At 72.1% G+C, this 25,986-nt stretch carries 22 protein-coding genes; 8 read left to right on the top strand and 14 right to left on the bottom strand.

Translation table 11 applies throughout. The features are described from left to right. The 3 genes from FNH09_RS27690 to FNH09_RS27680 form a co-directional block, all read right to left on the bottom strand. A partial coding sequence (locus FNH09_RS27690; RefSeq protein ID WP_152892632.1) for an MFS transporter occupies window positions 1–1,299 on the bottom strand: 1,299 nt, incomplete at its 3' end. 650 nt (window positions 1,300–1,949) lie between these two features. Then, window positions 1,950–2,756 carry an SDR family NAD(P)-dependent oxidoreductase gene (locus FNH09_RS27685; RefSeq protein ID WP_152892631.1) on the bottom strand — a complete coding sequence of 269 codons (807 nt, stop codon included), beginning with the start codon at window positions 2,754–2,756 and terminating at the stop codon, window positions 1,950–1,952. 128 nt (window positions 2,757–2,884) lie between these two features. Then, on the bottom strand, window positions 2,885–3,511 hold the full coding sequence (locus FNH09_RS27680) for a cupin domain-containing protein (RefSeq protein WP_162469193.1): 627 nt from the start codon (window positions 3,509–3,511) through the stop codon (window positions 2,885–2,887). Between the two features lie 223 nt (window positions 3,512–3,734). On the opposite strand from FNH09_RS27680, the gene FNH09_RS27675 reads away from it, so the two are divergent. Then, complete coding sequence (locus FNH09_RS27675) at window positions 3,735–5,408, top strand: FAD-binding oxidoreductase (RefSeq protein ID WP_338017706.1); 1,674 nt, start codon at window positions 3,735–3,737, stop codon at window positions 5,406–5,408. Between the two features lie 60 nt (window positions 5,409–5,468). Here the strand turns inward: FNH09_RS27675 and FNH09_RS27670 are convergent, their stop codons facing one another. Next, window positions 5,469–6,131, bottom strand: coding sequence for a class I SAM-dependent methyltransferase (locus FNH09_RS27670; protein ID WP_152892628.1), 663 nt, complete (start codon window positions 6,129–6,131; stop codon window positions 5,469–5,471). A 202-nt stretch (window positions 6,132–6,333) separates the two neighbouring features. On the opposite strand from FNH09_RS27670, the gene FNH09_RS27665 reads away from it, so the two are divergent. Genes FNH09_RS27665 through FNH09_RS27655 form a run of 3 tightly spaced genes read left to right on the top strand, consistent with a single transcriptional unit; the run spans window position 6,334 to window position 9,729 of the window. Continuing rightward, entirely contained in the window at window positions 6,334–6,900 is a 567-nt protein-coding gene (locus tag FNH09_RS27665; protein ID WP_152892627.1) for a flavin reductase family protein, read from the top strand. 26 nt (window positions 6,901–6,926) lie between these two features. After that, complete coding sequence (locus FNH09_RS27660; protein ID WP_152892626.1) at window positions 6,927–8,507, top strand: 4-hydroxyphenylacetate 3-hydroxylase family protein; 1,581 nt, start codon at window positions 6,927–6,929, stop codon at window positions 8,505–8,507. A 1-nt stretch (window position 8,508) separates the two neighbouring features. Next, window positions 8,509–9,729, top strand: coding sequence for an MFS transporter (locus FNH09_RS27655; RefSeq protein WP_152892625.1), 1,221 nt, complete (start codon window positions 8,509–8,511; stop codon window positions 9,727–9,729). Between the two features lie 129 nt (window positions 9,730–9,858). Here the strand turns inward: FNH09_RS27655 and FNH09_RS27650 are convergent, their stop codons facing one another. The 4 genes from FNH09_RS27650 to FNH09_RS27635 all read right to left on the bottom strand — a co-directional run bounded on the left by FNH09_RS27650 (window position 9,859) and on the right by FNH09_RS27635 (window position 14,527). Further along, window positions 9,859–10,776 (bottom strand): bifunctional transcriptional activator/DNA repair enzyme AdaA, encoded by a 918-nt coding sequence (locus tag FNH09_RS27650; RefSeq protein WP_152892624.1) that lies wholly within the window; start codon window positions 10,774–10,776, stop codon window positions 9,859–9,861. Between the two features lie 386 nt (window positions 10,777–11,162). Further along, window positions 11,163–12,548: a class I adenylate-forming enzyme family protein gene (locus tag FNH09_RS27645; RefSeq protein ID WP_152892623.1), complete on the bottom strand. Its 1,386-nt coding sequence runs from the start codon at window positions 12,546–12,548 to the stop codon at window positions 11,163–11,165. Window positions 12,549–12,614: 66 nt separating this feature from the next. Continuing rightward, window positions 12,615–13,724, bottom strand: a complete 1,110-nt coding sequence (locus FNH09_RS27640) for a 3-dehydroquinate synthase II family protein (RefSeq protein WP_162469192.1) — start codon at window positions 13,722–13,724, stop codon at window positions 12,615–12,617. Beyond that, window positions 13,721–14,527 (bottom strand): 2-amino-3,7-dideoxy-D-threo-hept-6-ulosonate synthase, encoded by an 807-nt coding sequence (locus FNH09_RS27635; RefSeq protein WP_152892636.1) that lies wholly within the window; start codon window positions 14,525–14,527, stop codon window positions 13,721–13,723. Before FNH09_RS27635 ends, FNH09_RS27640 begins: the two co-directional genes overlap by 4 nt. A 214-nt stretch (window positions 14,528–14,741) precedes the next feature. Between FNH09_RS27635 and FNH09_RS27630 the strand changes: the two genes are divergently transcribed. Continuing rightward, entirely contained in the window at window positions 14,742–16,394 is a 1,653-nt protein-coding gene (locus FNH09_RS27630; RefSeq protein WP_152892622.1) for an FAD-binding oxidoreductase, read from the top strand. A 103-nt stretch (window positions 16,395–16,497) separates the two neighbouring features. Then, window positions 16,498–18,009, top strand: a complete 1,512-nt coding sequence (locus FNH09_RS27625) for an FAD-dependent oxidoreductase (RefSeq protein WP_152892621.1) — start codon at window positions 16,498–16,500, stop codon at window positions 18,007–18,009. Between the two features lie 6 nt (window positions 18,010–18,015). Here FNH09_RS27625 and metF read toward each other — a convergent pair whose 3' ends face one another. Both metF and FNH09_RS27615 read right to left on the bottom strand, forming a co-directional pair. Then, window positions 18,016–18,915: a methylenetetrahydrofolate reductase [NAD(P)H] gene (gene metF / locus FNH09_RS27620; protein WP_152892620.1), complete on the bottom strand. Its 900-nt coding sequence runs from the start codon at window positions 18,913–18,915 to the stop codon at window positions 18,016–18,018. Window positions 18,916–18,961: 46 nt separating this feature from the next. Further along, window positions 18,962–19,945, bottom strand: coding sequence for a PfkB family carbohydrate kinase (locus FNH09_RS27615; protein WP_162469191.1), 984 nt, complete (start codon window positions 19,943–19,945; stop codon window positions 18,962–18,964). A gap of 213 nt (window positions 19,946–20,158) precedes the next feature. Between FNH09_RS27615 and FNH09_RS27610 the strand changes: the two genes are divergently transcribed. Together FNH09_RS27610 and FNH09_RS27605 are read left to right on the top strand one after the other, a co-directional pair. Then, window positions 20,159–20,458, top strand: a complete 300-nt coding sequence (locus tag FNH09_RS27610; RefSeq protein ID WP_338017705.1) for an Ada metal-binding domain-containing protein — start codon at window positions 20,159–20,161, stop codon at window positions 20,456–20,458. Further along, window positions 20,455–20,985, top strand: coding sequence for a type 1 periplasmic-binding domain-containing protein (locus FNH09_RS27605; RefSeq protein ID WP_152892619.1), 531 nt, complete (start codon window positions 20,455–20,457; stop codon window positions 20,983–20,985). The genes FNH09_RS27610 and FNH09_RS27605 overlap by 4 nt, the downstream gene beginning before the upstream one ends. Before the next feature lie 351 nt (window positions 20,986–21,336). On the opposite strand, the gene FNH09_RS27600 is transcribed toward FNH09_RS27605, so the two are convergent. The 4 genes from FNH09_RS27600 to FNH09_RS27585 form a co-directional block, all read right to left on the bottom strand. Next, window positions 21,337–22,071: an ABC transporter ATP-binding protein gene (locus FNH09_RS27600; RefSeq protein WP_338017704.1), complete on the bottom strand. Its 735-nt coding sequence runs from the start codon at window positions 22,069–22,071 to the stop codon at window positions 21,337–21,339. Then, on the bottom strand, window positions 22,068–23,903 hold the full coding sequence (locus tag FNH09_RS27595) for a branched-chain amino acid ABC transporter ATP-binding protein/permease (RefSeq protein WP_152892618.1): 1,836 nt from the start codon (window positions 23,901–23,903) through the stop codon (window positions 22,068–22,070). The genes FNH09_RS27600 and FNH09_RS27595 overlap by 4 nt, the downstream gene beginning before the upstream one ends. After that, window positions 23,900–24,769 carry an ABC transporter permease subunit gene (locus FNH09_RS27590; protein ID WP_152892617.1) on the bottom strand — a complete coding sequence of 290 codons (870 nt, stop codon included), beginning with the start codon at window positions 24,767–24,769 and terminating at the stop codon, window positions 23,900–23,902. Before FNH09_RS27590 ends, FNH09_RS27595 begins: the two co-directional genes overlap by 4 nt. A gap of 7 nt (window positions 24,770–24,776) precedes the next feature. Beyond that, window positions 24,777–25,986 (bottom strand): ABC transporter substrate-binding protein (locus FNH09_RS27585; RefSeq protein ID WP_238427144.1); only part of this gene is annotated, 1,210 nt, incomplete at its 5' end.

Raw genomic sequence — 25,986 nt, 5'->3', positions numbered from 1 at the left:
GGCCGCCTCCCCGGTGCCCCGGCCGCAGACCGCGACCGCGAGCACCGTACCCAGCGCGGTCCCGAACTGCCCCGCGCACTGCACCAATCCCGCCGCCAGCCCGGCGCCGCCGGCCCGGAACCGGGCCAGCGCCACGACCTCGCACGACATCCAGATCAACGGGAGCCCCGCGCCCGCCAGGACGAGCCCCGGCAGCATGCCCGAGACGTACCCAGGGGCATGCGCGCGGACGGCCAGCATCCCCAGACCGGCCCCCAGGAGCAGACAGCCGAGCGCGCACGGCAGGCGGGCACCGTGGCGGGCGAGCAGCGCGCCGCAGGCCCGGCCCACGACGAAGATGCCCCCGACCAGCGGCAGCAGGGCGAGCCCGGCGGCCGGCGCACCGAACCCGTAAGTGTCCCGCAGCCGCATGCCGCCGAGGAAGGCGATGGGCGCGGTGGCCGTCGACACGAGCAGGATGCCGGACGCGCCGCACACCAGGTTCCGGTCGCGCAGCAGGGACGCGGGCAGCAGCGGGTGGGGACATCGGCGTTGCCGGTGCGCGAGGACGGCGGCCAGCGCCGCCGCGCCGAGCGCCGCGTACGCCGTGTACCGGTCCGGACCGTGAGCGGCCAGCCGCACCAGGGCGTACACGGCCGCGAGCAGGGTCCCGGTCAGCGCCGCCGCCCCGGCCAGGTCGACGCGGACACCGCGGGTGCGGGGCGGATCGGGCAGCGGGGTGCGGCGGGACACCGCCAGGGCGACGGCGATCACGGGGACGTTCAGCCAGAACGCCCAGCGCCAGTCGAGGCCGCCGACCACGAGACCGCCGCACAGCACACCGGCCACCGAGCCGACGCCGCCGGCGCCCGCCCACAGCGCCAGCGCCCGGGCCCGCTGCTGCGGTGCGGACGCCGTCACCAGCAGGGACATCGCGGCGGGTACGAGCACGGCGGCCGCCAGCGCCTGTCCGGCGCGCGCGGCGACCAGAAGCGGTCCGTCGGGCGCGGCGCCGCACAGGGCCGAGGCCACGGCGAAGGCGCCCATGCCGTGCAGGAAGAGCCGCCGGGCCCCGGCCAGGTCCGCCAGCCGGCCACCCAGCAACTGGAGCCCGCCCACCAGCAGCACGTAGATGTTGGTCACCCATTGCACGGCGTCGAGCGACATCGACAGGTCGCGCCGGATGTCGCCGAGGGCGAGCGTCACGATGCCCGCGTCGGCGTTGGCGAGCAGGGGTGCGAGGACGGCCAGGGCGAGCAGCCGGCGGGCCGGCGGGGGCGCCGCGCCGTCTCGCGGGCGGGCAGGGGCGGACAAGGCCATGACGGCTCCCGGGAGTCGGCACCGATGCCACCGCCCAGCCCCGCGGCGAGGCGGACGGGAAGGAACGGCCCGCGGCCCGCCGTTCGGATCGGCGTGGATCGGGCGGCGGATCCCGGTGCGAAGCGGTGCGAAGCGGTGCGAGGCACGGCGAAAGGACCTGCGCGGTGAGAGGTACGGGCAAAGGGCCTGCGCGGTGCGAGGTACGGGGGAGAGGCCTGCGTGGTGCGGTGGCGGCCGACGGCGGCGCGGCGGGCGTACCGGGGCAGGCGAGCCCGACGATCCGAACGAGTGGTCCTGGGGCCGCGCGACGGCACGGCGGAGGCAGAACAGGAAAAGGGGCGGCGGGCGGGGCCCGAGGCAAGGGGTGTCCACGAGGACGGGGCGCCGAGCAGATCCGCGACAGGACCGTGCGGCCGTTCGGGAACCGGGCCCGGGAAGAGGCGGAGGCGGTGCCGGGAAGACGGAACCGGGGCAGGTCACCGAGGGAAGCGGCGGCCGCCGAGAAGGCCGTCGGCGGCAGCGGCAGCCCCTGCGGGCCCGGTCGCCGCACACCGCCGACGGGTCGTGCTAGCCGGGACGCCCGGCCGCCGTGCGGCGGCCGGGCCCGTACGGAGGGGCCGGGTCTCGTCGGCCCTCCCGCACGGTGGTGCTCAGAGCTCCTTGAGGAGCCCGCCGTCCACCACGAACTCGGCACCCGTGGTGCTGCCGGAGCGCGGCGACGCCAGCAGCACCACCGCGTCGGCCACCTCCTGCGGCTCGACGAAGCGGCCCGTGGCCAGGTTCAGCATCTCCGGGACGACGGTGTTGATGACGCTGTCCTTGTCGGTGCCGGCCTGCGAGGCGATCATGTCGGCGACGCCGCCCTCGTCCGTCCACCACGGCGTGCGCACCACACCGGGGGACACCGTGTTCACCCGGATGCCCTGCGGCCCGAACTCGCCCGAGAGCACCTTGGTGATGTTGCTCAGGGCGGCCTTCGCGGCGCCGTAGTCGACATTGATCGGCGAGGGCTGCCGGGCGTTGCCGGAGGAGATGTTCACGATCGCGCCGCCGCCGCGCTCCAGCAGGTGCGGGATGGCGGCACGGATGGCGCGCACGGCCGAGAACAGGTTGAACTCGAACATGGCACGCCACTCGTCGTCGGAGGCGTGCAGGAACGAACCGCGCGGCAGCGTCACACCGGGCGGCGGACCGCCGGCGTTGTTCACCAGGATGTCGAGCCCGCCGAACTGCTCCACGGCGCGGGCGACGACCTGCGCCGGCGCGTCCTCGTCCATGAAGTCGGCCGGGACGTGCACGAGGTTCGGGCCGGCCAGCGCATCCAGTTCCGGGGTGCTCTTGCGCGACGTGGCCACGACCTTGGCGCCCTCTTCGAGGAGCGTGCTGACGACGGCCAGTCCGATGCCCTTGGAAGCGCCGGTGACGACGGCGACCCGGCCGGAAAGCTGCAGATCCATAAAGGTTCCTTCTCGATGGTCGGCCCCGCCCGCAGGAGGGGGAGGAGCGCGGTGCGATGTGCTCTCGTCATGGGGAACACCGCCGTGCCCGAAGGGGTTGCAGTGCGGTGTCGACCGGACCCGCCGGGTCAGCGGTGCCAGCGCATGACCTCCTCCGGGAGGTCCTCCAGCTCCGCGATCTCGGAGGGTTTGCGGTCCATGTACTGGGGGTCGCAGCCCTTGTGCCCCAGCAGCCGGGCGACCGGGGCGAGCACGGTGAACAGGGCGCGCTGGAGCGCCCACGGGGGCGAGGTGAACCGCACCACGTCACCGAACTCCAGCGTGGTCACCGCCTGTTGCAGCAGTCGGGGCATGCCCTCGGGCGTGGTCCTGCCGTCCTGTGCGAGACCGAACAGCTGGCGCAGCACCAACTGCTCGAAGCGGTCGCTGTTCTTGCGCACCTCGCAGATGTGGAAGGCCTGTTCGCCGCTGCAGTTCCACCAGCGGTGCCTGATCCCGGGTTGGATGAGCACGCTCTGCCCGGGCTCGTCCAGGGTCACCTGGCGCCCGCCGATCAGGAAGGCGACCTTGCCCCGCACCAGCGTGAAGCGTTCCTCGCTCACCGGGTGCAGATGCTCGCCCGACACCGCGCCGCCGGGCTCGGAGTACACGTCCATCACGGTGCGCGCCCCGCCCGTGTGCGAGGACGGCGTTCTGATCACGACCCGCTCCCTGCACCGCGGGTTCTCGTACACCTCACCGACGCTGACCGTCACCGGCCCGCCTCCTTCCACCATGGCGAATTCAGCCTGGACTCCGATGGTGGCGACCGGTGAGCCGTCCGACACTCCCCATCTTGCGGTCGTATCCCGGAATCCGCCGTTCAAGGATTCGACCGCAAGATCCGGAGTGTTTTCCGCGATGGCTGATTCGTACTGTCGCCGCCCAGGAGAGCGCGCGAAGCGGTGCGCCGAAAATGGCGAGAACGGGAGACGTAGGGTGCGCGAGAACAGTGGGATAGGCCGCAGGCGGTTCTTCACGACCGCCGCGGCGCTGGGTGGTACGGCCGCCGTGGGCGGAGTCCTCGCCGGGCAGGCGACGGCAGCGGTGCAGGACGGCGCGACCGGCACGTCCGGCCTGGTGACGGTGACGCCGTCGGACGCCCAGTACGGCGAGTTCGTGCACGGCATGAACAACCGTTACGTCGGCAACCCCGAGGCAGTCCAGGTCGTGGGCGACGTCTCCCAGGTGCCGGGTGTGGTGCAGGCGGCCGTCAGCGCCGGCAAGCGGCTGACCGTGCGCTCCGGCGGCCACTGCCTGGAGGACTTCGTCTTCAACCCCGAGGTCCAGGTGGTGCTCGATCTGTCACGGCTCGACAAGGTGTACTACGACGCCGGACGGCGCGCGTTCGCGGTCGAGACGGGCGCCCGGCTCCTGGACGTCTACACCCTGCTGTACCAGCTGTACGGCGTCACCGTGCCCGGCGGCATCTGCTACTCGGTCGCGGCCGGCGGCCATGTCAGCGGCGGCGGCTGGGGCCTGCTGTGCCGCCAACTCGGCCTGATCATCGACTACCTGGCCGCGGTCGAGGTGGTCGTGGTCGGTGCCGACGGCAAGGTGCGCACCGTCGTGGCGACCAACAGCGCGGACGACCCCAACCGCGAGCTGTGGTGGGCCCACGCGGGCGGCGGTGGCGGCAACTTCGGCGTCGTCACGCGCTACTGGTTCCGCACGCCCGGCGCCACCGGCACCGACCCCAGGAAGCTCCTGCCGAAGCCGCCCCGCGAGGTCTACCTGCTGGCGCAGTCCTGGCCGTGGGAGAGCATGACGGAGGCGAAGTTCTCCCGGCTGGCACAGAACTACGCGCGCTGGTTCGCCGCGCACAGTGCCCCGGGCGCCCCCGAACTGGCCCTGGCCAGCTTCCTCGTGCTGACCCACAAGTCGGCCGGCCAGATCGCCATGGTCACCCAGGTCGACGCCACCGCCCCCAACGCCCGCCAGCTGCTCGACAGTTACCTCGCCGCGATCGGCGACGGCGTCGACGTGCCGACGGGGGCCGTCACCCGCCAGTTCGCCGAGTTCGGCCCCATGGCCGCCTACGCCGAGCCCCGCAAGCTGCCCTGGCTGGAGGCCACCCGCTACCTCGGCACCACCAACAGCAACCTCACCGACCCGACCTACCGGCAGGAGTACAAGTCCGCGTACATGCGCGGGGCCTTCCCCGACCGCCAGCTCGCGGCGCTGTACAAGCACCTGACGCGCACGGACCTCACCCTGCCCGGCGCATCCATCACCCTCAGCTCCTACGGCGGTGAGGTCAACCGGATCGCGCCGTCCGCCACCGGCTATCCGCACCGCGAGTCGTACTTCAAGCTGATGTGGATGTCCCTGTGGAACGACCCGGCCGAGGACGCCGCCTACATCGCCTGGAACCGGCAGTGCTACGCGGAGGTCTACGCCGACACCGGCGGTGTGCCCGTGCCCAACGACGTCACCGACGGCTGCTACGTCAACTACCCCGACAACGACCTCGGCGACCCGCAGTACAACAGGTCGTCGACGCCCTGGCACTCGCTCTACTACAAGGGCAACTACCCGCGGCTGCAACAGGTGAAGAAGACGTACGACCCGACGAACTTCTTCCGCCACGCCCAGTCCGTCCGGCTGCCGTGACCCATGAGTGAAGGCCGCCCCGGAACTCCCGGGGCGGCCTTCACGCGCGTGGTGCGCGACTCAGCGCTTGACGGCGAACGTCAGCCCGTCCGCGTAGGGGATCACGCTCAGCTCCACCCGCTCGTCGTGGTGCAGCCGGGGGTTGAAGGCGCGCAACGCCTGCGTCTCGGAGTCCTGGGCGGACTCGTCGAGCAGGGCGCCGTGCCACAGCACGTTGTCCACGACGACGAGGCCGCCCGGGCGCAGCAGTTCGAGCGCGTACTCGTAGTACGTCGTGTAGTTCTCCTTGTCCGCGTCGATGAACACGAAGTCGAACGTGCCTGCGGCGTTCTCCTCCTTCACCAGCCGCTCCAGGGAGGCCCGGGCGTCGCCGATGCGCAGGTCGACCTTGTCCGCGACGCCGGCCCGCTTGCAGTAGTCGAGCGCCATGGCGCCCCACTCCTCGTTGATGTCGAGCCCCACCACCCGGCCGTCGGCGGGCAGCGCGAGCGCCGTCGACAGCAGGCTGTAGCCGGTGAACACGCCGACCTCAAGGGTCCGCCGGGCCCCGGTCGCCTTCAGCAGGGTCCGCAGGAACTGGCCCTGCTCCGGCGAGATCTGCATCAGGTGCAGGGGAAGCTGGGAGGTCTCCTCGCGCAGCTTCTGCAACAGGTCGGGCTCGCGCAGCGAGACATCGGCGACGTAGTCCTGGAGTGCGTCGGTCAACTCGACCTGGAGTCTCATGATTGGCCACCTCGTGTCGGTTAATCGAATCCGAGAAGGAATTACAGGCGTCCGCGCACACCGGTGTCAATCATTTCCGGCCTCCTGGATATTGCGCAGAAATGCCCGCCCGTCCTCTCCATCGATCCTTCAGCGACCACCGGCACAATGCCCGTCGGAGAGCGCCGAATTCGAAGGCTTATTTTCTTTTCGAGGAGTGCCGATGGGCGACAGTCAACGCCGTTTTCGTGACTGCCTCGGCCGGTTCGCCACGGGTGTCACGGTGGTCACCGTCGAACATGCCGGCGGCGTGCACGGCGCCACGGTGGGCTCGTTCACCTCCGTCTCCCTCGACCCGCCGCTGGTGATGGTGTCCCTGGACCGGCGCAGCCGGATGTGCGACCTGCTCACGGGCGCGTCGTCGTTCGGCGTGAACATCCTCGCCGCACACCAGAAGGGCCTGGCCCTGCACTTCGCGGGCCGGCCACTGCCCGCGGACACTCCCGTGTCCTGGGACCCGGAGGCGGCGGGGCCGCGCCTGACCGGTTGCGCCGCCCACCTGGACTGCGTGCCCTGGGCCGCGCACGACGGAGGCGACCACGTGCTGCACGTCGGACGGGTGCGGGATTTCACCGTCCGGGACGCGGAGCCGCTGGTCTTCCACGGCGGGGCCTTCCGCCACCTGGACACCGCGCCCGGCCACCACGCGTGGGCGGGCACCCTCGACGGGCCGGCGGACGGCGTGTGGTCGTCGGCAACCGGTGCGCTCCACATCCCGCTGGGTCACTGACCGCCACGACCGGACAAGGACACACCATGACGTTGCAGCAGGGCGAGGACTCCGCCTCCGCACCGGCTCCCCGCACCACCCGCCCCCTGACCGGCGACGAGTATCTGGAGAGCCTGCGCGACGACCGCGAGATCTACATCTACGGCGAACGCGTCGACGACGTCACCAAGCACCCGGCGTTCGCCAACCCCGCCCGGATGACGGCCCGTCTGTACGACGCCCTGCACGATCCGGACCGCCGTGACGTGCTGACCGCGCCCACCGACACCGGCAGCGACGGGTACACGCACAAGTTCTTCCGCACCCCGCGCAACGTCCAGGACGTCGTCGAGGACCGGGAGGCGATCGCCGCGTGGGCCCGCCTCACGTACGGCTGGATGGGCCGCAGTCCCGACTACAAGGCGGCCTTCCTCGGCACGCTCGGCGCCAACTCCGACTACTACGCGCCGTTCCAGGACAACGCGCGGCGCTGGTACCGCGAGTCGCAGGAGAAGGTGCTGTTCTGGAACCACGCGATCATCCACCCGCCGGTCGACCGGCACCGCCCGTCCGAAGAGGTCAAGGACGTCTTCGTGCACGTGGAGAAGGAGACCGACGCGGGCCTCGTGGTCAGCGGGGCCAAGGTGGTGGCCACCGGCTCGGCCATCACGCACTACAACTTCATCTCGCACTACGGACTGCCGCTCAAGGAGAAGGAGTTCGCGCTCGTCGCGACCATCCCGATGGGCGCGCCCGGCCTGAAGCTGATCTGCCGTCCCTCCTACGCGGCGACGGCCGCCGTCATGGGCAGCCCCTTCGACTACCCGCTCTCCTCCCGCCTGGACGAGAACGACACCATCTTCGTCCTCGACAAGGTCCTCATCCCCTGGGAGAACGTCTTCCTCTACGGCGACGTCGACCAGGTCAACGGGTTCGCCCCGAAGTCCGGCTTCATCCCCCGTCTGACCTTCCACGGCTGCATCCGCCTCGCCGTGAAGATCGACTTCATCGCCGGGCTGCTGGCCAAGGCCGTGGAGATGACCGGCACCAAGGACTTCCGCGGCATCCAGTCCCGGGTCGGCGAAGTGCTCGCCTGGCGCAACATGTTCTGGGCGCTGACCGACGCGGCCGCCCGCAACCCCGAGGAGTGGAAGGACGGGGCGCTGCTGCCGCGCCTGGAGTACGGCATGGCCTACCGCTGGTTCATGACCATCGGCTACCCGCGCATCAAGGAGATCATCGAGCAGGACGTCGCCAGCGGCCTGATCTATGTGAACTCCAGCGCCGAGGACTTCAAGAATCCCGACGTGCGCCCCTATCTCGACAAGTACGTACGCGGCTCGAACGGCTACGACGCCGTCAGCCGCGTCAAGCTGATGAAGCTGCTGTGGGACGCGGTCGGCACCGAGTTCGGCGGCCGGCACGAGCTGTACGAGCGCAACTACTCCGGCAACCACGAGTCGGTGCGCAGCGACATCTTCATGACCCAGCTGGAGACCGGCCAGCTGGACGCGTACAAGGGCTTCGCCGACCAGTGCCTCCAGGAGTACGACCTCGACGGGTGGACGGTCCCCGACCTCGACTCGTTCCAGGACCTGCGCGGCGCCAGGAAGAACTTCTGGCACTGACATGACCTCTGTTCCCCCGGCAGTGCGGCGGCGACCGGGCCCGGCGCTCGCCGCACTCTTCCTGGCGACCTTCGTCATGGGCAGCGCCGAGCTCGTCGTCGTCGGCCTGCTCAGGCTCGTCGCCGGTGATCTCGCCGTGTCCGTGGACACGGCCGGCACCCTGGTCACCGCGTACGCGCTGGGCATCTGCGTCGGCGGTCCGCTGCTGACGGCGCTCACCATCCGCGTACCTCGCCGCACCCTGGTGCGGGCGTCCCTGGCCGGCTACGTCGCCGGGAACCTGCTGGCCGCCCTGGCTCCGGGCTTCGGTACCTTGCTCGCGGCCCGGGCCGTCACCGGGGCACTGCAAGGGCTGTTCCTCGGGACGGCGTTCACGGTGGCGGCCGCCCTGGTGCCGCCCGAGCGGACCGGGCGGGCGATCTCCATGGTGTTCGGGGGCATCGCCGTGTCCACCGCGCTCGGCGTTCCGCTCGGCACCCTGGCGGCCCAGCATCTGGGCTGGCGTGCGGCGTTCACGGCCGTCGTCGTCCTCGGCGCGCTGGCGCTGCTGGCGACGGCGGTGTGCGTCCCGCCGGTCGACGGCTCGGGCACGGGCGGTCTGTGGGCGCAGTCCCGGCATGCGCTGGCACCCCGCGTCCTGGCCGTGCTCGGCGTCGGATTCCTGCTGCTGGGAGGCCAGTTCGCGGCGTTCACGTACATCACGCCGTTCCTGGAGGACGTCACCGGGGTGTCCGGCGTCCGGCTGACGCTGTTCCTCTTCGCCTACGGTGCCGCGACCGCGGTGGGCACGTTCGTGGGCGGCTGGGCCGCGGACCGGGACGCCGCGCGCACGCTCGTCGCGGCGAACCTCGTCCTGGTCGCGGCGCTGGCGGTGCTGCACACCGCCGGTGCCTCCCGGGTCCTGGTGGCGTGCGCCCTCGTGCTGTGGGGAGTGGTCGGATTCGGCCTGGTCCCCTCGCTCCAGTACCGGGTCGGGCTGCTGGCCGGCCCCGGGCGCGACCTGGCGGCGACCCTGCCGGCGTCCGCGGTCAACGCGGGCATCGCGGTCGGGGCGGTGGCCGGCGGCGCGGCCGTCTCGCACGGCGGTGCGGCGGACGCGGTGCTCACCGGGCTGCTGGTGTGCGGGGCGGCACTTCCGGCCACCTGGGCGTCGGGGCGGCTGCGCTCCCCGGCCGCACGGCAGTCGGCCGTCGCCGTGGCGGAGTCCCGCGCGCGGGGCTGAGCGCGCACCCGGGCTGGACGCGTGCACGCGCGCTCCCGGCCCGGGCTGCCCGCACTCGGGCGGCGCGCCGGAGCGGGACGGGCCCCATACCCACCGGCACGCCGGTCGTTCGACGATGTTCCCGCCGGGCTACCTGCTGGGGACGGGGGCCGTCGGCACGGTGAGCCGTACGCGCACGGCGAGCGCCGTCGGCACCGCTCGCCGCACCCGCACGCTGAGGGCCGAGCGCCTGATGCGCAGGGGCAGTTCCCGGGCGAGCTGCGGTGGTTCCGCCTCGCGCACGGCCGCGGCGACGGCGGCGGCGAAGTCGTCGTCCGCGCGCACGAGCCGGGCGTGCCGGAACATCGTGTGCAGCCGGTGCAGCAGCGCCGTGACCTCGTCCCCCGTCAGCACCCCGCACACGCCCTTGTCCGTCGCCGCGACGAGCACCGGCCCCAGCGACGAGCCCGCCACCGTGTACCGGATCTCCGTGCCGTCGCCGCCCGCGCGGTACGTCTTCGGCGTCATGCCGAGGATCTCCGTCGCCGCCGCGTAGAAGTGACCGCCGGAGTTGAACCCCGAGCTGTACATGGCGTCGGCGATGGTTCCGGACAGCGGCAGCGCCTCGCGGACCCGGCGGGCCCGCGCCGCGGCCAGGTAGGCGTGCGGAGTGATGCCGGTGAACGACTTGAACAGACGGTGGAAGTGGAAGCGGCTGTAGCCGACCTCGCGGGCCAGCTCGTCCAGGCTCGGCGGCAGCGGCGCCTCATCGATGATCCGGCAGGCCCGGGCGACCGCCTCGGCCGCCGCGGCGTGCCGGTGGGAGTCGTCGGGACAGCAGCGGCGACACGGGCGGTATCCCTCGGCGCGGGCGTCCTCGGGAGCCCGGAAGAACCGGACGTTCTCGCGCCGGGCCAGCTTCACCGTGCACGAGGGGCGGCTGTACACGCCGGTGGTGACCACCACGTAGTAGAAGTGGCCGTCCGCGCGGGCGTCGCGCTCCCGCACGGCCCGCCAGCGTGCCTCGTCACCGGTGTACAGCGTTGCGGCGGTCGTCGTCACCGTCATGCTCCGTGCCTTCCACTCGTCTGGGAGGTCGTTTCTCATGGGATCTCGGCGGGCGGCGCCGCCGGTCGAGGGGAAGGGCCGGCAGGGCGGGGCCGGCGGCGGACGGACGATCGCGAGGCACCCGCCGCGCGGGGCCCGGGCGGGACCTGGCGGGGACCCGGGCAGCGGACCGGGTGACCGTCGGCCGGACCAGGAAGGCCCCGCAGGGAAGGCCTCGGCGCCGCCCGCGTGCGGGGCCCGGCCCGGGTGCTCCCGCCCGGCGCCCCACCGAGCGCCGGGCAGATCGTCCGCCACCGCGTGTCCCGCCACCGTGTCTTTCGCCGGGGCGGCGAGCGGCCCGCGCGGGTCTTCGGCGGGTCGGCCGCGGTCCTCGGCCGCCCCGCCGCTCACCAGCTGATGCAGCGGCACGCCCCGGGCGGATGCGTCCGGTGCCGGCGCAGGACACCACGGTCCCGCACGGCCTTGCCGCCGGCGGTACGGGGCAGCTCCCGCAGCAGGTGGTAGCGGTCCGGCGCGGGCGTGCCGCCGAGGAACCGGCGGCACCAGGACCGCAGTTCGTCGCCGTCCAGTTCCGCGCTGCTCGCCACGTGCGCCTCGATCGGGCCGACCCCGAGGACCACCGCGTCCGTGATGTGCCGGTGGGCCCGCAGCACCGACTCGATGCGCAGCAGGTCGACCGAGGCGTCCCCGACGCCCTGGACCCGCCCGCGCAGCCGCAGCGCACCGGTACGCGGATCACGGGTGACCAGGTCACGGGTGGACATCCAGCCGCCGGTCCAGGGCGTGTCGTCGTACAGGTACGGAGACTCGGGGACGTGGACCTCCAGCACGCCGCCCACCACCCGGGTCCGCACGCCGGGCACCGTGACTCCGACGCCTGCCGGGCCGAAGCGGCCGGTGAGGTCGGCGGCGACGATGCCCGTCTCGGTGGTGCCGTAGGCCTGGCCGACCCGCACCCCGTGGCGGGCGCGGAACACCGCGGGGATCTCGGGCGGCAGGGCGTCACCGCTCGACACGGCCAGCCGCAGGCGCGGCAGTTCACCCGGCTCGGCCCGCGCCAGCCGGTCGAAGTGGTGCGGATTGCCCAGCACCACATGCGCGTCGGCCGCCGCCCGCACGGTCGCCGCCGCCGTGCGGGCGACCGGCAGCACCACGCTCGCGCCCACCGCGAGGACGTGCAGCACCCCGCCGATCAGCCCGAAGGAGCGCGTGAGCGGCTCCAGCACGGCCACCCGCTCGCCGTGGCGCGCCACGCCCTCCACGGCGGCGAGCCGGTCCAGCTCCGCCAGCAGCGACCGCGGGCTGCGGCCGACCGCCTTGGGACGCCCGGTGGTGCCCGAGGAGAACTGCACCAGGCAGTGCTCGCTCAGGCTCGGACCGCCGCCGGCGCGGCGGCGCACCAGCACCTCGCACTCGTCGACGAAGTCATGGGGCCGCCCGAGGCCCTCGCCGAGCGACACCGAGAACTGCACCCGCTGCGGCACGGGCGGAACCTCCCGTGACCGTCGTACGGGCGGTGGCTCCATCAGCACCACCTGGGCGCCGAGCGACCACAGTGCGAACAGCGTCCACAGCTGCGTGAAACTCGTGGTGCCGTACAGGGCGACCGTGCTGTGCGCCCGGATGCCGTACTGCTCCAGCACATCGGCCAGCCAGGCTGTCTCGCGGCGCAGTCTGCCGAACGTGACCTCGCGGTCCGCGGCCCGCGCCCACACCGTGTCGTCGGCGTGGCGGCCGAGCAAGTCGGCACCCCACCAAGGCCGTTGTGTCATCGCCTCCACCGGATCCCTCGCCGCGGCGCCGGGGCCGCGGCGAGGGCGGCCCCGGACGCCTGTCGCCTACTTCTCGACGCAGAACTCGCCGACCGGCCAGCCCACATGGCGCTTGTCGGTGGCCACATGACCCAGCAGCTGGTCGCCCTTCTTCAGCTCCGTCACGTTCAGCACCGCCGCACCGGGGCCGAGCACCCGCACATGCCAGTCGTCCTGCACGATCAGGCTGACCTCGACGCCCTCCGGGGAGACGGCCTTGATGCCGAGCAGCGGGCGGGACTCCAGCTTGATACGGCCCACCACGATGCGGCGGGTGCGGCCGTCGGCGCCGACGGCGAGGACCGGGCTGCCGGCCTTCAGCTCGCTGAGGTAGTTGGTGCGGTTGTCCGCCCCGAACACATAGCTGTGCAGCGCGCCCGCGTTGATGCGGAACGGCCGGGTCGGCATGTACGGCAGCGGGTGCGTCTCGCTCACGCACAGCACGAAGCCGTGCGCGTACGAGCCGACCAGCATGCCCTCGTCCTTCTCGAAGTGCGTGCAGGTGTCGATGCAGACCCGGTCGCCGAGGCCGAGGTGCTCGATCGACTCGACCGTGAGCGTCTGGAGTTGCAGGTCGGGGGTCTTCACCCGCAGCATCTCCACCAGCGCGAAGACGTCGTTGGCGGAGCGCGGAGCCACCAGGACGCCCTCGGAGCCCTTCTCCAGGACGTCGACGATGATCTGCGCCTCCTCGATGTCGGCGGCCTGACAGACCAGCTGTCCAGGCGAGGCGTCCGCCGCGGCGATCACGATCTCCAGCGGGATCTTCGTCGGGTCCTTGAACTCCACCACGGTGAAGGGAAGTTCGCGGGCGGCCTCGCAGGCGAGCTTCAGGGTGGGGTCGTCGACGACGTTCACCCAGGCGGCCGTGTCCTTGTCGCCGCCGCGGTGCAGGCCCTCCAGTACGCCGAGGCTGTCGACGTCGACGACCTCGCGCAGCACGATCAGGTCCTCCGGGGCCCCCTCACCGACGCGCGCGCCCGGCGCGAGGATGCGCTTGACGGTGTTGGGCAGCAGGGCGAGGCGCTCCGGGTCGCTGTCGACGATCCCGTCGACCCGCGCGTGGATCGCGGCGTCGACGACCGCCTCGCGGTGTTCGGCGGGCACGGTCCGGAGGTCGATCCAGGCAAACTTCACAACACACCTGCCATCTCGGTCTGCGGCGCGGGCCCGGAGGAGAGCTCGCGGCGGTGAATGATTGAGGCCAGTTCCCGGACCGCCTTCTCGGGCGACGGGCTGGTGAACACCCGCCGTCCGACGGCGAGTCCGGCACAACCCAGATCCATGGCGGTGACGGCGAACTCGTACAGGTCGCGGTCGGTGGAGCTGCCGCCCGCCACCACCACCGGCAGCGGTGTGGAGGCGATCACCTCCGCCATGCGCTCGGGCGGTGCGGCGAGCACCGTCTTGACGATGTCGACACCCAGATCCGCGGCGATGTTCACCACATGGGCGACGATCGTCGGGTCGGTCGGATCGGTCACTCGGGGACCACGCGGATAGATCATCGCCATGAGCGGCATGCCGAACCGGTCGCAGGCCGCCGCCACGGCGCCGAGGTCGGCGAGCTGCTCCGCCTCGGTGTCGGAGCCGATGTTCACGTGCACGCTGACCGCGTCCGCGCCCAGCCGGACCGCCTCCTCCACGTCCCCGACCAGCACCTTGGCGTTGACGTCGGGACCGTGCGCGGTGCTCGCGCTCAGATGCACCACGAGGGAGCACCGGGTGAGCAGTGCCGGGTCGATCATGCGCGCCCTGCCCTTGTGGACGACGACACCGTCGGCGCCGCCGTCCGCGATGGAGCGCACGAGATCGCCGAAACCGGCGGCGGTCGTCACGGGCCCGTCGGACACGGAGTGGTCCAGCGGTACGAACAGGAACCGGCCGTCTCCCGGCCGGGACAATCGCGCGAGGCGCACCGATTTACCGGTGAGCGGCATGCTCGACATTTCACCCCTCCTCGTTCCTGGTCACAGGTCTCGGTGGGATTCCGCTGCGGGTCCCGGGCTGAACTGTCGCAGTGGCCTCTGAAGAATCGAGCCAGCTCCCCGGGCCGAGCTCGCCGCAAGATGCGGAGTGCGGCGGCGAACGACGGCTGCCTAGCGTCGGGGCATCCGCGTGTGATCCGCACGCCACAACGGGAGGGGACGTCCCATGACGCACGGCAGACACCGGGTCAGCCGACGGGAGGTGATCGCGGCGAGCGCCGCGATCGGCGGCGGTACGCTGCTGCCCGCCGGGCAGGCGGTGGCCCAGCCGCAGGAGCTGGTGACCGTCACCCCGGGCGACGCGCGCTACCCGGACCTCGTCCGCGGCTGGAACCAGCGCTACGTCGGCAGGCCCGAGGCGGTCTACGTGCCCCGCTCGACCGCCCAGGTCGCCACGGCCGTCCGACAGGCGGTCCGGGCCGGCAAGCGGCTGACGGTGCGCAGCGGCGGACACTGCTGGGAGGACTTCGTCTTCAGCCCCGACGTCCAGGCGGTCATCGACATGTCGGCGATGCGGGACGTGGACTTCGACGCGTCCATGAACGCCTTCATGGTGCAGCCCGGCGCCCAGCTCCTCGACGTGTACGAGCGCCTGTACCGCACCTGGGGCGTCATCGTGCCGGCCGGCATGTGCTTCCAGGTCGGGGCGGGCGGCCATGTCAGCGGCGGCGGCTGGGGACTGCTGTGCCGCCGGCTCGGCCTGGTGGTTGACCATCTGTACGCGGTCGAGGTCGTCGTGGTGAAGGCCGACGGCACCGTGCGCACCGTCGTCGCCACCCGCGAGGCCGACGATCCGAACCGGGAACTGTGGTGGGCCCACACCGGCGGGGGCGGCGGCAACTTCGGCGTGGTGACCCGCTACTGGTTCCGCAGCCCCGGCGCGACCGGCACGGACCCGGCCCGGCTGCTGCCCGCCCCGCCCCCGGAGGTCCTGGTCAGCGCCGTCTCCTGGAAGTGGTCCGACCTGGACGAGAAGTCCTTCACCCGGCTGGTGCGCAACTACGCGGACTGGCACGTGCGGCACGCCGCCCCCGGCGACCCGGCGACCGCCGTGTGCAGCCTGCTCTCCCTCAACCACGTCTCCAACGGAGCCGTGGGCCTGATCACGCACGTCGACGCGAGCGTGCCCGACGCCGCCCGGCTGCACGACGAGTTCCTCGCGGCGGTCGGTGAGGGCGTCACCGTCGCGCACGGACCGGTCACCACGCGGATGGGCGAGCTGACCGCGCTGCCGGACCTGGCCGCGCCGCGCCGTCTGCCCTGGCTCCAGGCGGCCCGCTACCTCGGCACGGCCAACCCCACCACCAACGACCCGACCCAGAAGAGCGACTTCAAGTCGGCCTACATGAAGGCCGGTTTCCCCCAGAACCAACTGGCCGCGCTGTACCGCCACCTGACCCGCACGGACCTCGGCAACCCCACCGGTTCGGTCATGCTCAGCTCCTTCGCCGGCCAGGTCTCGGCCGTCGCCCAGGACGCCACCGCCAGCGCCCACCGGGACGCCGCGTACAAGCTGGCCTGGATGATCTGGTGGAACGACCCGGCCGAGGAGGCGGACTGCGTACGCTGGCTGCGCGAGTTCTACGCCGACATGTACGCCGACACCGGCGGTGTCCCGGTACCCGGCGCCGTCACCGACGGCTGCTATGTCAACTACCCCGACGCCGACCTCGGTTCGCCGGAGTTCAACCGCTCGGGCACGCCCTGGCACGACCTGTACTACAAGGGCAACTACGGTCGCCTCCAGCGCGTCAAGCAGGCGTACGACCCCGGCGACGTCTTCCGGCACCGGCAGTCGGTGCGGCTGCCGGGCAGCTGAGCCCGCGCCCGCCGTGCAACCCGTCCGCGCGGGCCGGTGTTCCCCCTGACGTACGGCATCCGCACGGATGCCCACCGTGCCGTCAACCACCGCGGGAGCCCCGATGCCGAACAGCACAGCCGTGGACACCGACGTCGCCGTCGTCGGCGGCGGGCCCGTCGGCACGCTGCTCGCCCGGGAACTGGCCCTGCTGGGGGTGCGCGTCACCGTCCTGGAGAAGCTGCCCGCGCCGACCGGTGAGTCGAAGGCGGGGACCCTGCACGCCCGCACCGCGCAGACCCTGCACCGGCGCGGGCTCCTCGAAGCGGTGCAGCCCGGCCCGCCGGCCCCGCCGGTGGGCCAGGGCCCCGTACCGTTCCACTTCTCCGGCATGTTCGACCTCGACCTCGCCCGCGTCGTCCCCGAGGGGCCGGTGATGGTGGGCAGCCCCCAGGCGTACGCCCAGGAGGTGTTCGGGGCCGAGGCCGAACGGCTCGGCGCGCGCGTCCTGCGCGACTGCGAACTCGTCGGCCTCGACGAGGAACCGGACGCGATACGCCTGACCCTGCGCGACTCCCGGGGCGCCGAGGCCGGCACCCTGCGCGCCTCCTGGGTGGTCGGGGCCGACGGCGCCCGCAGCGCGGTGCGCCGGCTGACCGGTATCCCGTTCACCGGCACGCCTGCCCGCGTCGGCGCCCTGATCGGGGAGGTCCGGCTGCTGGACCCGGCGCGGGCGCCGCAGGGTTGGCAGCGCAACCCGCGGGGCTGGACCCTGGTGTGGCTCAACCTGTTCGGCCGCAGCCGGGTGTGCACCTACGACTTCCGCGGCCCGCACCCGGACCGGCAGGCGCCGGTGACCCTGGACGAGTTCCGGGCGGAGGTGGAACGGATCGCGGGCCACCCGGTGCCGATGGACTCACCGAGCTGGCTCACCCGCTTCAGCGACGCCGCCCTACAGGCCGAGCACTACCGCGTCGGCCGGGTCCTGCTGGCCGGCGACGCGGCGCACGTCCACTTCCCGGCCGGCGGCCAGGGCGTCAATCTCGGCCTCCAGGACGCCGTCAACCTGGGCTGGAAACTCGCCGCCGAGGTGCACGGCTGGGCGCCGCCCGGACTCCTCGACACCTACGAGACCGAGCGTGCGCCCATCGCCGAGGCGGTCCTGGAGAACGTACGCGCCCAGGTGGCCCTGATGGACCCCGACCCCCGCATGGACTCGCTGCGCACCCTGTTCGCCCGGATGATGCACTTCGACGACGTCAACCGGTACCTCGGCGGCATGATCAGCGGTGTCGACGTCCAGTACGACACCGGTGGCCCCGGCGACCCGCTGGCCGGCCGCTTCGCCCCCGACGTGCTGCTGAAGACCGGCGATTCGGTCACCAGCCTCGCCGAACTCCTGCACAGCGCACGGCCGTTGCTGGTGCTGCTGACCGGCTCGGAGGACCTGCTCAACGCCGTCGAGCCCTGGCGTTCCCGGGTGAACGTGGTGACGGCGACGGCGGCCGAACAGCTCGGCACGGACGCCGTGCTGGTGCGGCCCGACGGATACATCGCCTGGTCGGCCCTGGGCACCGCGGGGGACGCGGACGCCCTGGCCGGGGCGCTGGCCTGCTGGTTCGGAGACCCCGCGTAGGCCGACTCAGCTCACCCGTGCGCTGCTTGCGGCCTGCGCCGCGAGCACGTTGCGATGGATGTCGAGGGCCGCGGTCGACCTGTTGAGCGTGATGTAGTGCAGGCCGGGTGCGCCCTCGGAGAGGAGGCGTCCGGCCATGGCGGTGGCGTGTTCCACGCCGATCCGATGGCCCGCGGCGGGGTCGTCGCGGGCGCTGTCGAGCCGGTGGGCGAGGTCCTCGGGGAAGGCCGCGTGGGACAGTTCCGCGAAGCGGCGGATCTGACGGACGTCGGTGGCCGGCATGATCTCCGGGATGATCGGGACGTCGCAGCCGCTCGCGGCCACCCGGTCGCGCAACCGCAGATAGTCCTCGACGCGGAAGAACATCTGGGTGATGGCGTAGTCGGCTCCCGCCCGGCACTTGGCGACGAAGTGCCGGATGTCGCTGTCCCAGTCCGGCGAGCGCGGGTGCATCTCGGGGAAGGCCGCCACACCGATGGTGAAGTCCCCCAGCGAGCGGACCAGTTCGACCAGTTCGCGGGCGTGGGTGAAACCGGCCGGGTGCGGTGTCCAGGGGCCGTTCGGGTCACCGGGCGGATCACCCCGCAGCACCAGCACGTCCCTGATCCCCGCGTCGGCGTACTGGCCGATGATGTGCCGCAGTTCGGCCACCGAGTGCCCGACGGCCGTCAGATGGGCGACGGGGCGCAGGGTGGTCTCGGCGGCGATGCACCGGGTGACCTCGACGGTCCGCTCGCGCGACGAGCCCCCGGCGCCGTAGGTGACGGACACGAAGGTGGGGGAGAGGGATTCGACCCGGCGGACGGCGTTCCACAGGGTGCGCTCGCCCTGGCCGGTCTTCGGCGGGAAGAACTCGAACGAGAACGAGGGAGCGCCGCCGGCCGGCGCCTCGGGCACGGAGCTCATGACCGGCCTCCCGCGGTGTGGGCGACCGGCTTCTTCCGCAGCCCGCTCATGACAGCTTCGCCAGACGCGGCTCCATCGCACGGGCCGCGTCGTGCCCGTACGCGCGCTCGACCCGGTCGATCAGATCCACCGCGAGCAGCTTGTACTCCTGGGTGCCGACCGTCTCCAGCACGATCGACGCCAGCGCACAGCCGAGCTGCGCCGCCCGTTCCTCGGGCCACTCCCAGCTCAGGCCGGCGAGGAATCCGGAGCGGAACGCATCGCCCGCGCCCGTCGGTTCGGCGATCTCCGCGGTGGCGACGGCGGGCACGTCGAGTCTGGGCTGACCGCACCGCGCCAGGGAGACGCCGTCCGCGCCCCGGGTGGTGATCCACGTACCGACGCGTTGCAGGACGTCCCGCTCGCTCCAGCCGGTGCGCTCCTGCAACAGGGCGGACTCGTACTCGTTGGTGAACAGCAGTTGCGCGTGGTCCACGAGCTGCCTGGCCTGGGTGTCGGTCAGGCGGGCGAGCTGCTGCGAGGGATCGGCGGCCAGACGGATGCCGGTGCGCCGGGCGGTCTCGGTGTGCCGCAGCATCGCCTCCGGGGCGTCGGCGCCGACGAGCACCAGGTCGAAGCCGCCGCAGTCGGCGGCCACCGCGGCGAGGTCGATCTTCGCGGCGTCGGCCATGGCACCGGCGTAGAAGGTGGCGATCTGGTTCTGCGCCTCGTCGGTCGTGCACACGAACCGGGCGGTGTGCAGTGTCTCGCTGATCCTGACCGAGTCGGTGTCCACCCCGGCGGCGCGCAGCCAGGCCCCGTACTCGTCGAAGTCGACGCCCGCGGCGCCGACCAGACGCGGAGCCAGCCCCAGCCGTGCGAGTCCGAAGGCGATGTTGGCGGCGACACCGCCGCGCCGTACGTCGAGCCGGTCGGCGAGGAAGGAGAGGGACACCTGCTCCAGCCGGTCGGCGATCAGTTGGTCGGTGAACCGACCGGGGAAGGACATCAGATGGTCGGTGGCTATCGAGCCGGTCACGGCGATTCGCACGACGGTCTCTCTCCTTGAACCCGGGGTCGAGGGTGCGGCCCGGCGGCCGGGGTCGCTCGGACACCGGGGCCGGGCCCCGACGGCTTGGGACTGCCCGGCACGCAAGTCTGCCGTCGGCCGCTGAAGCGCCGGTCGAGGTCGCCCGGAGCCGGTCGCGAGGTCGACGTCCGGATACCGCTGGCACGACCGTCCCGGAAGACGCACAGTGCATGTGTGGACGGACGACGGGTCGATGACACGGCAGCGGTGGCGTCCGCCGGGTACACGCTGACCGGCGGCGACGGGCGGCCCTACCGAAGCGCCGTGCCGGGCCGGTTCGGCGGCTACCGGCGCGGACGGATCTACGGACGACTGGACTGCCCCTCCGCGCTGCGGCACATCGCCCGCAGGAGCTATGTGCGCCACCGGGTGTTCTTCGCGGACGAGGCGACCGCCGTCGCCGCGGGATACCGGCCGTGCGCGGTCTGCCTGCCCCAGCGCCACCGGGTGTGGCGGAAGGCGGAGCCGTCATGAACGAGCCCTCTCCCCGGCTGGTCGCGTCCGACCTCTTCGACTACGTGCCCCGGCCCGCCGCCCGGCCCCACACCGACCGCGAACTCGCCCGTCTGCTCGCCCTGTTGGCGGATTGCGGATTCCGCGGCGGCAGCATCGCGCTGGGGCACGGCCGGGACACCGCGTCGAAGGAGGCCGCCACCGCCTTCGCCGACGCCTGGCACGGCAGCGGCGGACTTCTCGCGGCGGTGGTCGACTGGCCGGAGGACGCCGCCTCATGGCTGCGTCAGGCGCGTCGGCTGACCCGTCCGGCGCCGGACGCCTGGGTGGTGGCCGCGGCGTCGGTCGGCTGGGTCCAGCTGAGCCGCCGGCTGCGGCACAGCACCGACTGGGACCCGCGCCGCACGTTCGGCTTCGCGGCCGCGGGCGACTCGCGCCTGGTGACCGCCGCGGGGCCGGGGGTGCTGGAGGGGATGCGCGGCGCGACGGCGGACGGCAGGGTGTGGACGGTCCGCCGGGGCTGGGTGGTGGAGTCCGACGGCGAGTGAGGGCCGGCCGCCGCCATCACTCCAGCCCGGCCGCCGCCGTCACTCCCGCCCGGACGCCGCTGCCACTTCCGCCCGGCCGCCGACGGCGCCCGGCCCGGTCGGCCGACCGTCTCCCGGAGCGTCAGCCCACGCTCGCGCAACAGGACGATCCGAAGGAGTACGGAGAGAACGCACACTTCGGCGATCCGCAGGGCGAGGAGTGGCGCCTGGAGCCGCCCCTCGTCGAACACGTAGTGGTACATCGCGGTGTCGACGACGGCGATGCCGGTGGCGGCCAGGGGCACGGGGCGGAGTCGGCTCGGGGACCTGACGACGATCGCGATGTACAGCGCCAGGCCGAAGGAGTGGTGTTCACAGGCCCAGGTACACCTCCCGCACCCGCGGGTCGTGGCTGAGCTCCGCGGAGGTGCCGCGCACGGCGACCCGGCCGTTCTCCATGACGACGCAGTGGCTGGTCACCCCGAAGGTGAGCTTGGCGTTCTGTTCCACCAGGAGCAGGCTCAGTCCTTCCTCGCGCAGCCGCAGCAGCACGTCGAGGATGGTGCCGACGAGCTTGGGCGACAGGCCCATGGACGGTTCGTCCAGGACCAGCAGCCGTGGCCGGGTCATCAGGGCGCGGCCGATGGCGAGCATCTGCTGCTGCCCGCCGGACAGCGCCCCGGCCAGCCGCTCGCGCATCTCCTTCAGTACGGGGAAGAGGGCGTAGATCTCCTCCAGTTGCCGGTGGGTCTCGGCGTCCCAGGCCCGGGAGTAGGCGCCCAGGAGGAGATTCTTCTCCACCGGCAGCCCGGGAAAGACATGGCGGCCCTCGGGGACGTAGCCGATGCCGTGGCGGACCATGTCGCGGGCTCTGACCCGGGTGAGGTCCTTGTCGCCGAGATGAATGGTGCCGCCGCTGCGCGGGACCAGTCCCATGAGCGCCTTGAGAGTGGAGGTCTTGCCGGCGCCGTTGGCTCCGATGATGCCGACGGACTGGCCCGGCTCCACGCTGAAGCCGATGGAGCTGACGGCCTGGACCCCGCCGTAGTGCACGCTCAGGTCCCGCACACTCAGACACTGCGCGGTGTCGCCTGCGACGGCCTTCACGAGGTCGCCTCCTTCGCACGGTCGGGCGGGCAGGCCGCCTCGGGGGTGTCCATGCCGAGCTCGGCGAGGTCGGACTCGCCGAGGTAGGCCTCGATGACCTCCGGTGCGGTCACGACCTGCCGAGGGGTGCCCTCCGCGATGACCGTGCCGCTGGACAGGACGGTGACCTGCTCGCACAGCGACATGACCAGGCCCATGTTGTGCTCGATGAGGATCACGGTGGTGCCGCTGTCCCTGATCGAGCGGACGATGTGGATGAGCTGCTGCACCTCTTCGCCGTTGAGGCCGGCGGCCGGTTCGTCGAGGAGCAGCAGCCTGGGCCGGGCCGCCATGGCGCGCGCGATCTCGATGCGGCGCTGGATGCCGTACGGGAGTGCGGTGGGGTCGGCGTCCGCGAAGTCGGCGAGTCCGAACCGCTGGAGCACCTCGGCCGCCTGTGCCCGCAGTCGGCGTTCGTGCGCCCACACGCCCGGCTGCCACAGGGCGTACTGCCAGATGGAGCGGGTGCGGCTGCGGTCGAGGGCGACGAGGATGTTCTCGCGGACGGTGAGCTGTCCGAACAGCCGCAGGTTCTGGAAGGTGCGGGACAATCCGGCCAGGGACAGGACGTAGGGCCGGGCGGTGGTGGTCTCGGTTCCCGCGAAGCCGACGGTTCCCGCGGTCGCCCGGTAGAAGCCGCTGATCACGTTGAACAGCGTTGTCTTGCCCGACCCGTTGGGGCCGACGATGCCCCGGATCTCGCCCTCGTGCACAACGAGGGACACCTCGTCGAGCGCCCGCAGTCCGCGGAACTGCTGGGTGACGCCCTCCACCGACAGCAACACCCCGGCGGTGTCGGGACGTTCGACGGGGGAGTAGGGCGTGAAGGGGCGGAGTTCGGTGCGGGTGGTCTCCCGGCCGCGGCGCCGCTCGTACACCCCGCGCAGCCGGGCCGGGACGCCGGCGAGCCCGGTCGGCGCGAACACGACCATGAGGACGACGACCACGCCGTAGCCGAGCTGGGCGTACGTCGAGAAATCCGACAGCCACTCCCGGACCAGTGTCAGTCCGATGGCGCCCACCACACAGCCCACCAGGGAGCGGCGGCCGCCGATGACGACCATCGCCAGCAGGATGAACATGTTGCCGATGGAGAACGTCTCCGGCGCGACATAGCGGATGAGACCCGAGTAGAGGACTCCGGCGAGGCCGCCGTAGAGGCTGGCCAGCAGGAAGGCCGTCATACGCAGCAGCGGGATCTCCGCGCCCATCGCCCCGGCCGCCAGCGAGTCGTCCCGCATGGCGCGCAGCCGTCGGCCGAGCGAGGTGCGGACGACGAAGAGACCGAGGACGAGCGCGAGACCGAAGACGACGGCTTCCAGGTAGTAGTAGAGGTATTCGCTGGAGAGATCGACCCCGGGCAGGGTCGGGCCGGGGACACCGGAGATGCCGTCGGCGCCGCCGGAGATGTGGGCGTTGGTGATCCAGTTGATGAAGCCCAGGGCGAGACCGAGGGTGACGATGCCCAGGTAGTGCGACTGCATCCGCAGGGCGGGGATGCCGACGAACAGGCCGACGACGACGGTGGCCAGGACGGCGAGCAGGGCCGCGGCCCAGAAGCCGTACCCGTAGTGGGTGGTGAGGATCGCCACCGCGTAGGCGCCGACGCCGAAGAACGCGACCTGGGCGAGGTTGATCTGGCCGGAGACACCCATCGCCAGGCCCATGCCGAGGGCGAGCAGGGCGTAGATCAGCGCGATGTTCACGACGTGGATGGTGTAGCTGCCCAGACCGTAGGGGAGCAGCCAGGCGGCGACGACGATCGCCCCTGTCGTGGCCAGGCGGGTCCTCATGCGCGGCTGACCGTCCTCTCGCCGAAGATCCCGGTGGGCCGGATCATGATGGCCGCGGTGAAGACCAGGAAGGTGACCAGGACGGAGTAGCCCTGGAAGTGGCCGGCCGCGTAGGAGTCGAGGACGCCGATGGCGATGCCGCCCACCACCGCGCCCTGGATCGAGCCGAAACCGCCGAGCATCGCGGCGGCGAAGCCCTTGATGCCGAGTGCCCCGCCGAGGGAGGCGTCGACGTAGAGCATGGGGCCGACCAGGCCGCCCGCGAGGGCGGCCAGTCCGGCTCCGACGGCGAAGGCGAGGGCGTTGCTGCGGCCCACGTCGATGCCGACCGCGGTGGCCGCCTCGTGGTCCATCGCGACCGCCTGCATCGCCGCGCCCCGCTTGGTGCGGGAGAGGAAGAAGACGAGTGCGACCACGGCGATGGCGGCGACCGCCATGACCAGCAGGTCGTAGGTGCGTACCCGGATCCCGAGGAGGTTCAGGGGTGCGGTGTGCAGGGGTGAGGGGACGGCGCGGCCGGTGGTGCCCCAGACGAGGACGGCGAGGGCCTGGAGCACGATGCCGAAGCCGATCGTGCCGATCAGCATCAGGTCGAAGTCCTTGTTCTCCAGCGGGCGCAGCACCCGCTCGATGACCAGGCCGATGGCCCCGGTGACCACGATGGCGGTCACCATCGCGACGGCGAAGGGGAGCTTCGCGGTGAGGTAGAAGGTGGAGGCGGTGTACGCGCCGATCATGGCGATGTCCGCGTGGGCGAAGTTGACCAGCCCCATCGTGCGGTAGACGAGGGAGAAGCCCATCGCGACCAGGGCGTACACGGCCCCGAGACTCAGGCCGCCGACGAGCGTCTGAAGGGTGTCCTGCACGACGTCCTCACTTCTGCGCGACGAGCGCGCCGGACGTGATGACGCCGATGCTCGTCTTCGTGATGCCGACGCCGTCGGCGCCGTAGCGGAACTGCCCGAGCAGGCCGTCGTACCGGGTGGCGCGGATGGCGTCGGCGAGCTTCTTGCCGGTGGCCACCTTGCTGTTCTTCAGCGCGGTGAGCAGGATGCTGGTGCCGTCGTAGGCCTTGGCGCCGTGCAGTTCGGCGTCCTCGCCGTAGGCGGCCTTGTAGGCTGCGGCGAACTTCTGCGCCGCGGGGCTGACGTCGTTGCCGAGGTAGGGCGAGCTGACGATGGTGCCCTCCACCGCAGCCTGGCCGGCGGTCTGTGCGAAGACCGGGGTGCCCTGCGGGGCGGCGCCCGCGAACGGGGCGGTGATGCCGAGGTCGCGGGCCTGCTTGACGATGAGGCCGGCCTCGACCTCCTCCGAGCCGATGAAGATCACCTGCGGCTTGGTGGCGCGGATCTTGGTGAGGGCGGCGCTGAAGTCCTTCTGGTCGGTGGTGACGACCTGGTCGGTGACCGGGGTGACGCCGAGGTCGTCGGCGGCCTTGGTGAACGCGTCGTGCTCACCCTTGCCGAAGGACCCGTTGTTCGAGATCATCGCGATCTTCTTGTAACCCTTGGTCTGGATCAGGTACTTGGCCAGCGTGGTGTCGTACGTCGTGCTGGTCGGGCCGTTGAGGAACAGGAACTCGCTCTTCACGGCGACCAGACCGTCGGACTGGCCGGAGGTGATGTTGGGGATGCCCTCCTGCTTCAGCACCGGGGCCATGGCGATGGTGACCGCGCTCTCGGCGGTGCCGATCATCGCGATGTAGTTCTCGCTGGCGATCTTGCGGGCCAGGTTGGTGCCGGTGGTGGGGTCGCCCTGGTCGTCGAAGGACTTCAGCTCGATCTTGCGGCCGTCGATGCCGCCCTGCTTGTTCCACTCGTCGACGGCGAGCTTGGCCCCCTTGTACTCCCAGTCGCCCAGGGAGGAGAGCTGGCCGCTGCGCGCGTCGACGACGGCGATCTTGATGGGGCCCGAGCCGGAGCCGCCGCCCTTGTCGGAGTCGCCGGGCGCGCTGCATGCGGTGAGGCTCGCGGCCACGGCGACGGCGGTGGCGAGCAGGGTGCGTGGGGCCGAAGGCCGGGAGTTGCGGGACATGGTGGTCACCTCGTCGGTGTCGGTGTTTCGGCGGGCAGGGGGTGGGGGG

Origin of the sequence: Streptomyces adustus (assembly GCF_009377175.1) — a bacterium.
Taxonomy (GTDB): Bacteria; Actinomycetota; Actinomycetes; order Streptomycetales; family Streptomycetaceae; genus Streptomyces; species Streptomyces adustus.
This window is presented reverse-complemented; position numbering and strand designations above follow the sequence as displayed.

Coding starts and splice junctions, on each gene's coding strand:
- FNH09_RS27685 (WP_152892631.1), bottom strand. CDS start 2,756: ATGGATCTGCAGCTTTCCGGCCGGGTCGCCGTCGTCACCGGCGCTTCC.
- FNH09_RS27670 (WP_152892628.1), bottom strand. CDS start 6,131: ATGAGACTCCAGGTCGAGTTGACCGACGCACTCCAGGACTACGTCGCC.
- FNH09_RS27665 (WP_152892627.1), top strand. CDS start 6,334: ATGGGCGACAGTCAACGCCGTTTTCGTGACTGCCTCGGCCGGTTCGCC.
- FNH09_RS27660 (WP_152892626.1), top strand. CDS start 6,927: ATGACGTTGCAGCAGGGCGAGGACTCCGCCTCCGCACCGGCTCCCCGC.
- FNH09_RS27655 (WP_152892625.1), top strand. CDS start 8,509: ATGACCTCTGTTCCCCCGGCAGTGCGGCGGCGACCGGGCCCGGCGCTC.
- FNH09_RS27650 (WP_152892624.1), bottom strand. CDS start 10,776: ATGACGGTGACGACGACCGCCGCAACGCTGTACACCGGTGACGAGGCA.
- FNH09_RS27645 (WP_152892623.1), bottom strand. CDS start 12,548: ATGACACAACGGCCTTGGTGGGGTGCCGACTTGCTCGGCCGCCACGCC.
- FNH09_RS27635 (WP_152892636.1), bottom strand. CDS start 14,527: ATGCCGCTCACCGGTAAATCGGTGCGCCTCGCGCGATTGTCCCGGCCG.
- FNH09_RS27630 (WP_152892622.1), top strand. CDS start 14,742: ATGACGCACGGCAGACACCGGGTCAGCCGACGGGAGGTGATCGCGGCG.
- FNH09_RS27625 (WP_152892621.1), top strand. CDS start 16,498: ATGCCGAACAGCACAGCCGTGGACACCGACGTCGCCGTCGTCGGCGGC.
- metF (WP_152892620.1), bottom strand. CDS start 18,915: ATGAGCTCCGTGCCCGAGGCGCCGGCCGGCGGCGCTCCCTCGTTCTCG.
- FNH09_RS27605 (WP_152892619.1), top strand. CDS start 20,455: ATGAACGAGCCCTCTCCCCGGCTGGTCGCGTCCGACCTCTTCGACTAC.
- FNH09_RS27595 (WP_152892618.1), bottom strand. CDS start 23,903: ATGAGGACCCGCCTGGCCACGACAGGGGCGATCGTCGTCGCCGCCTGG.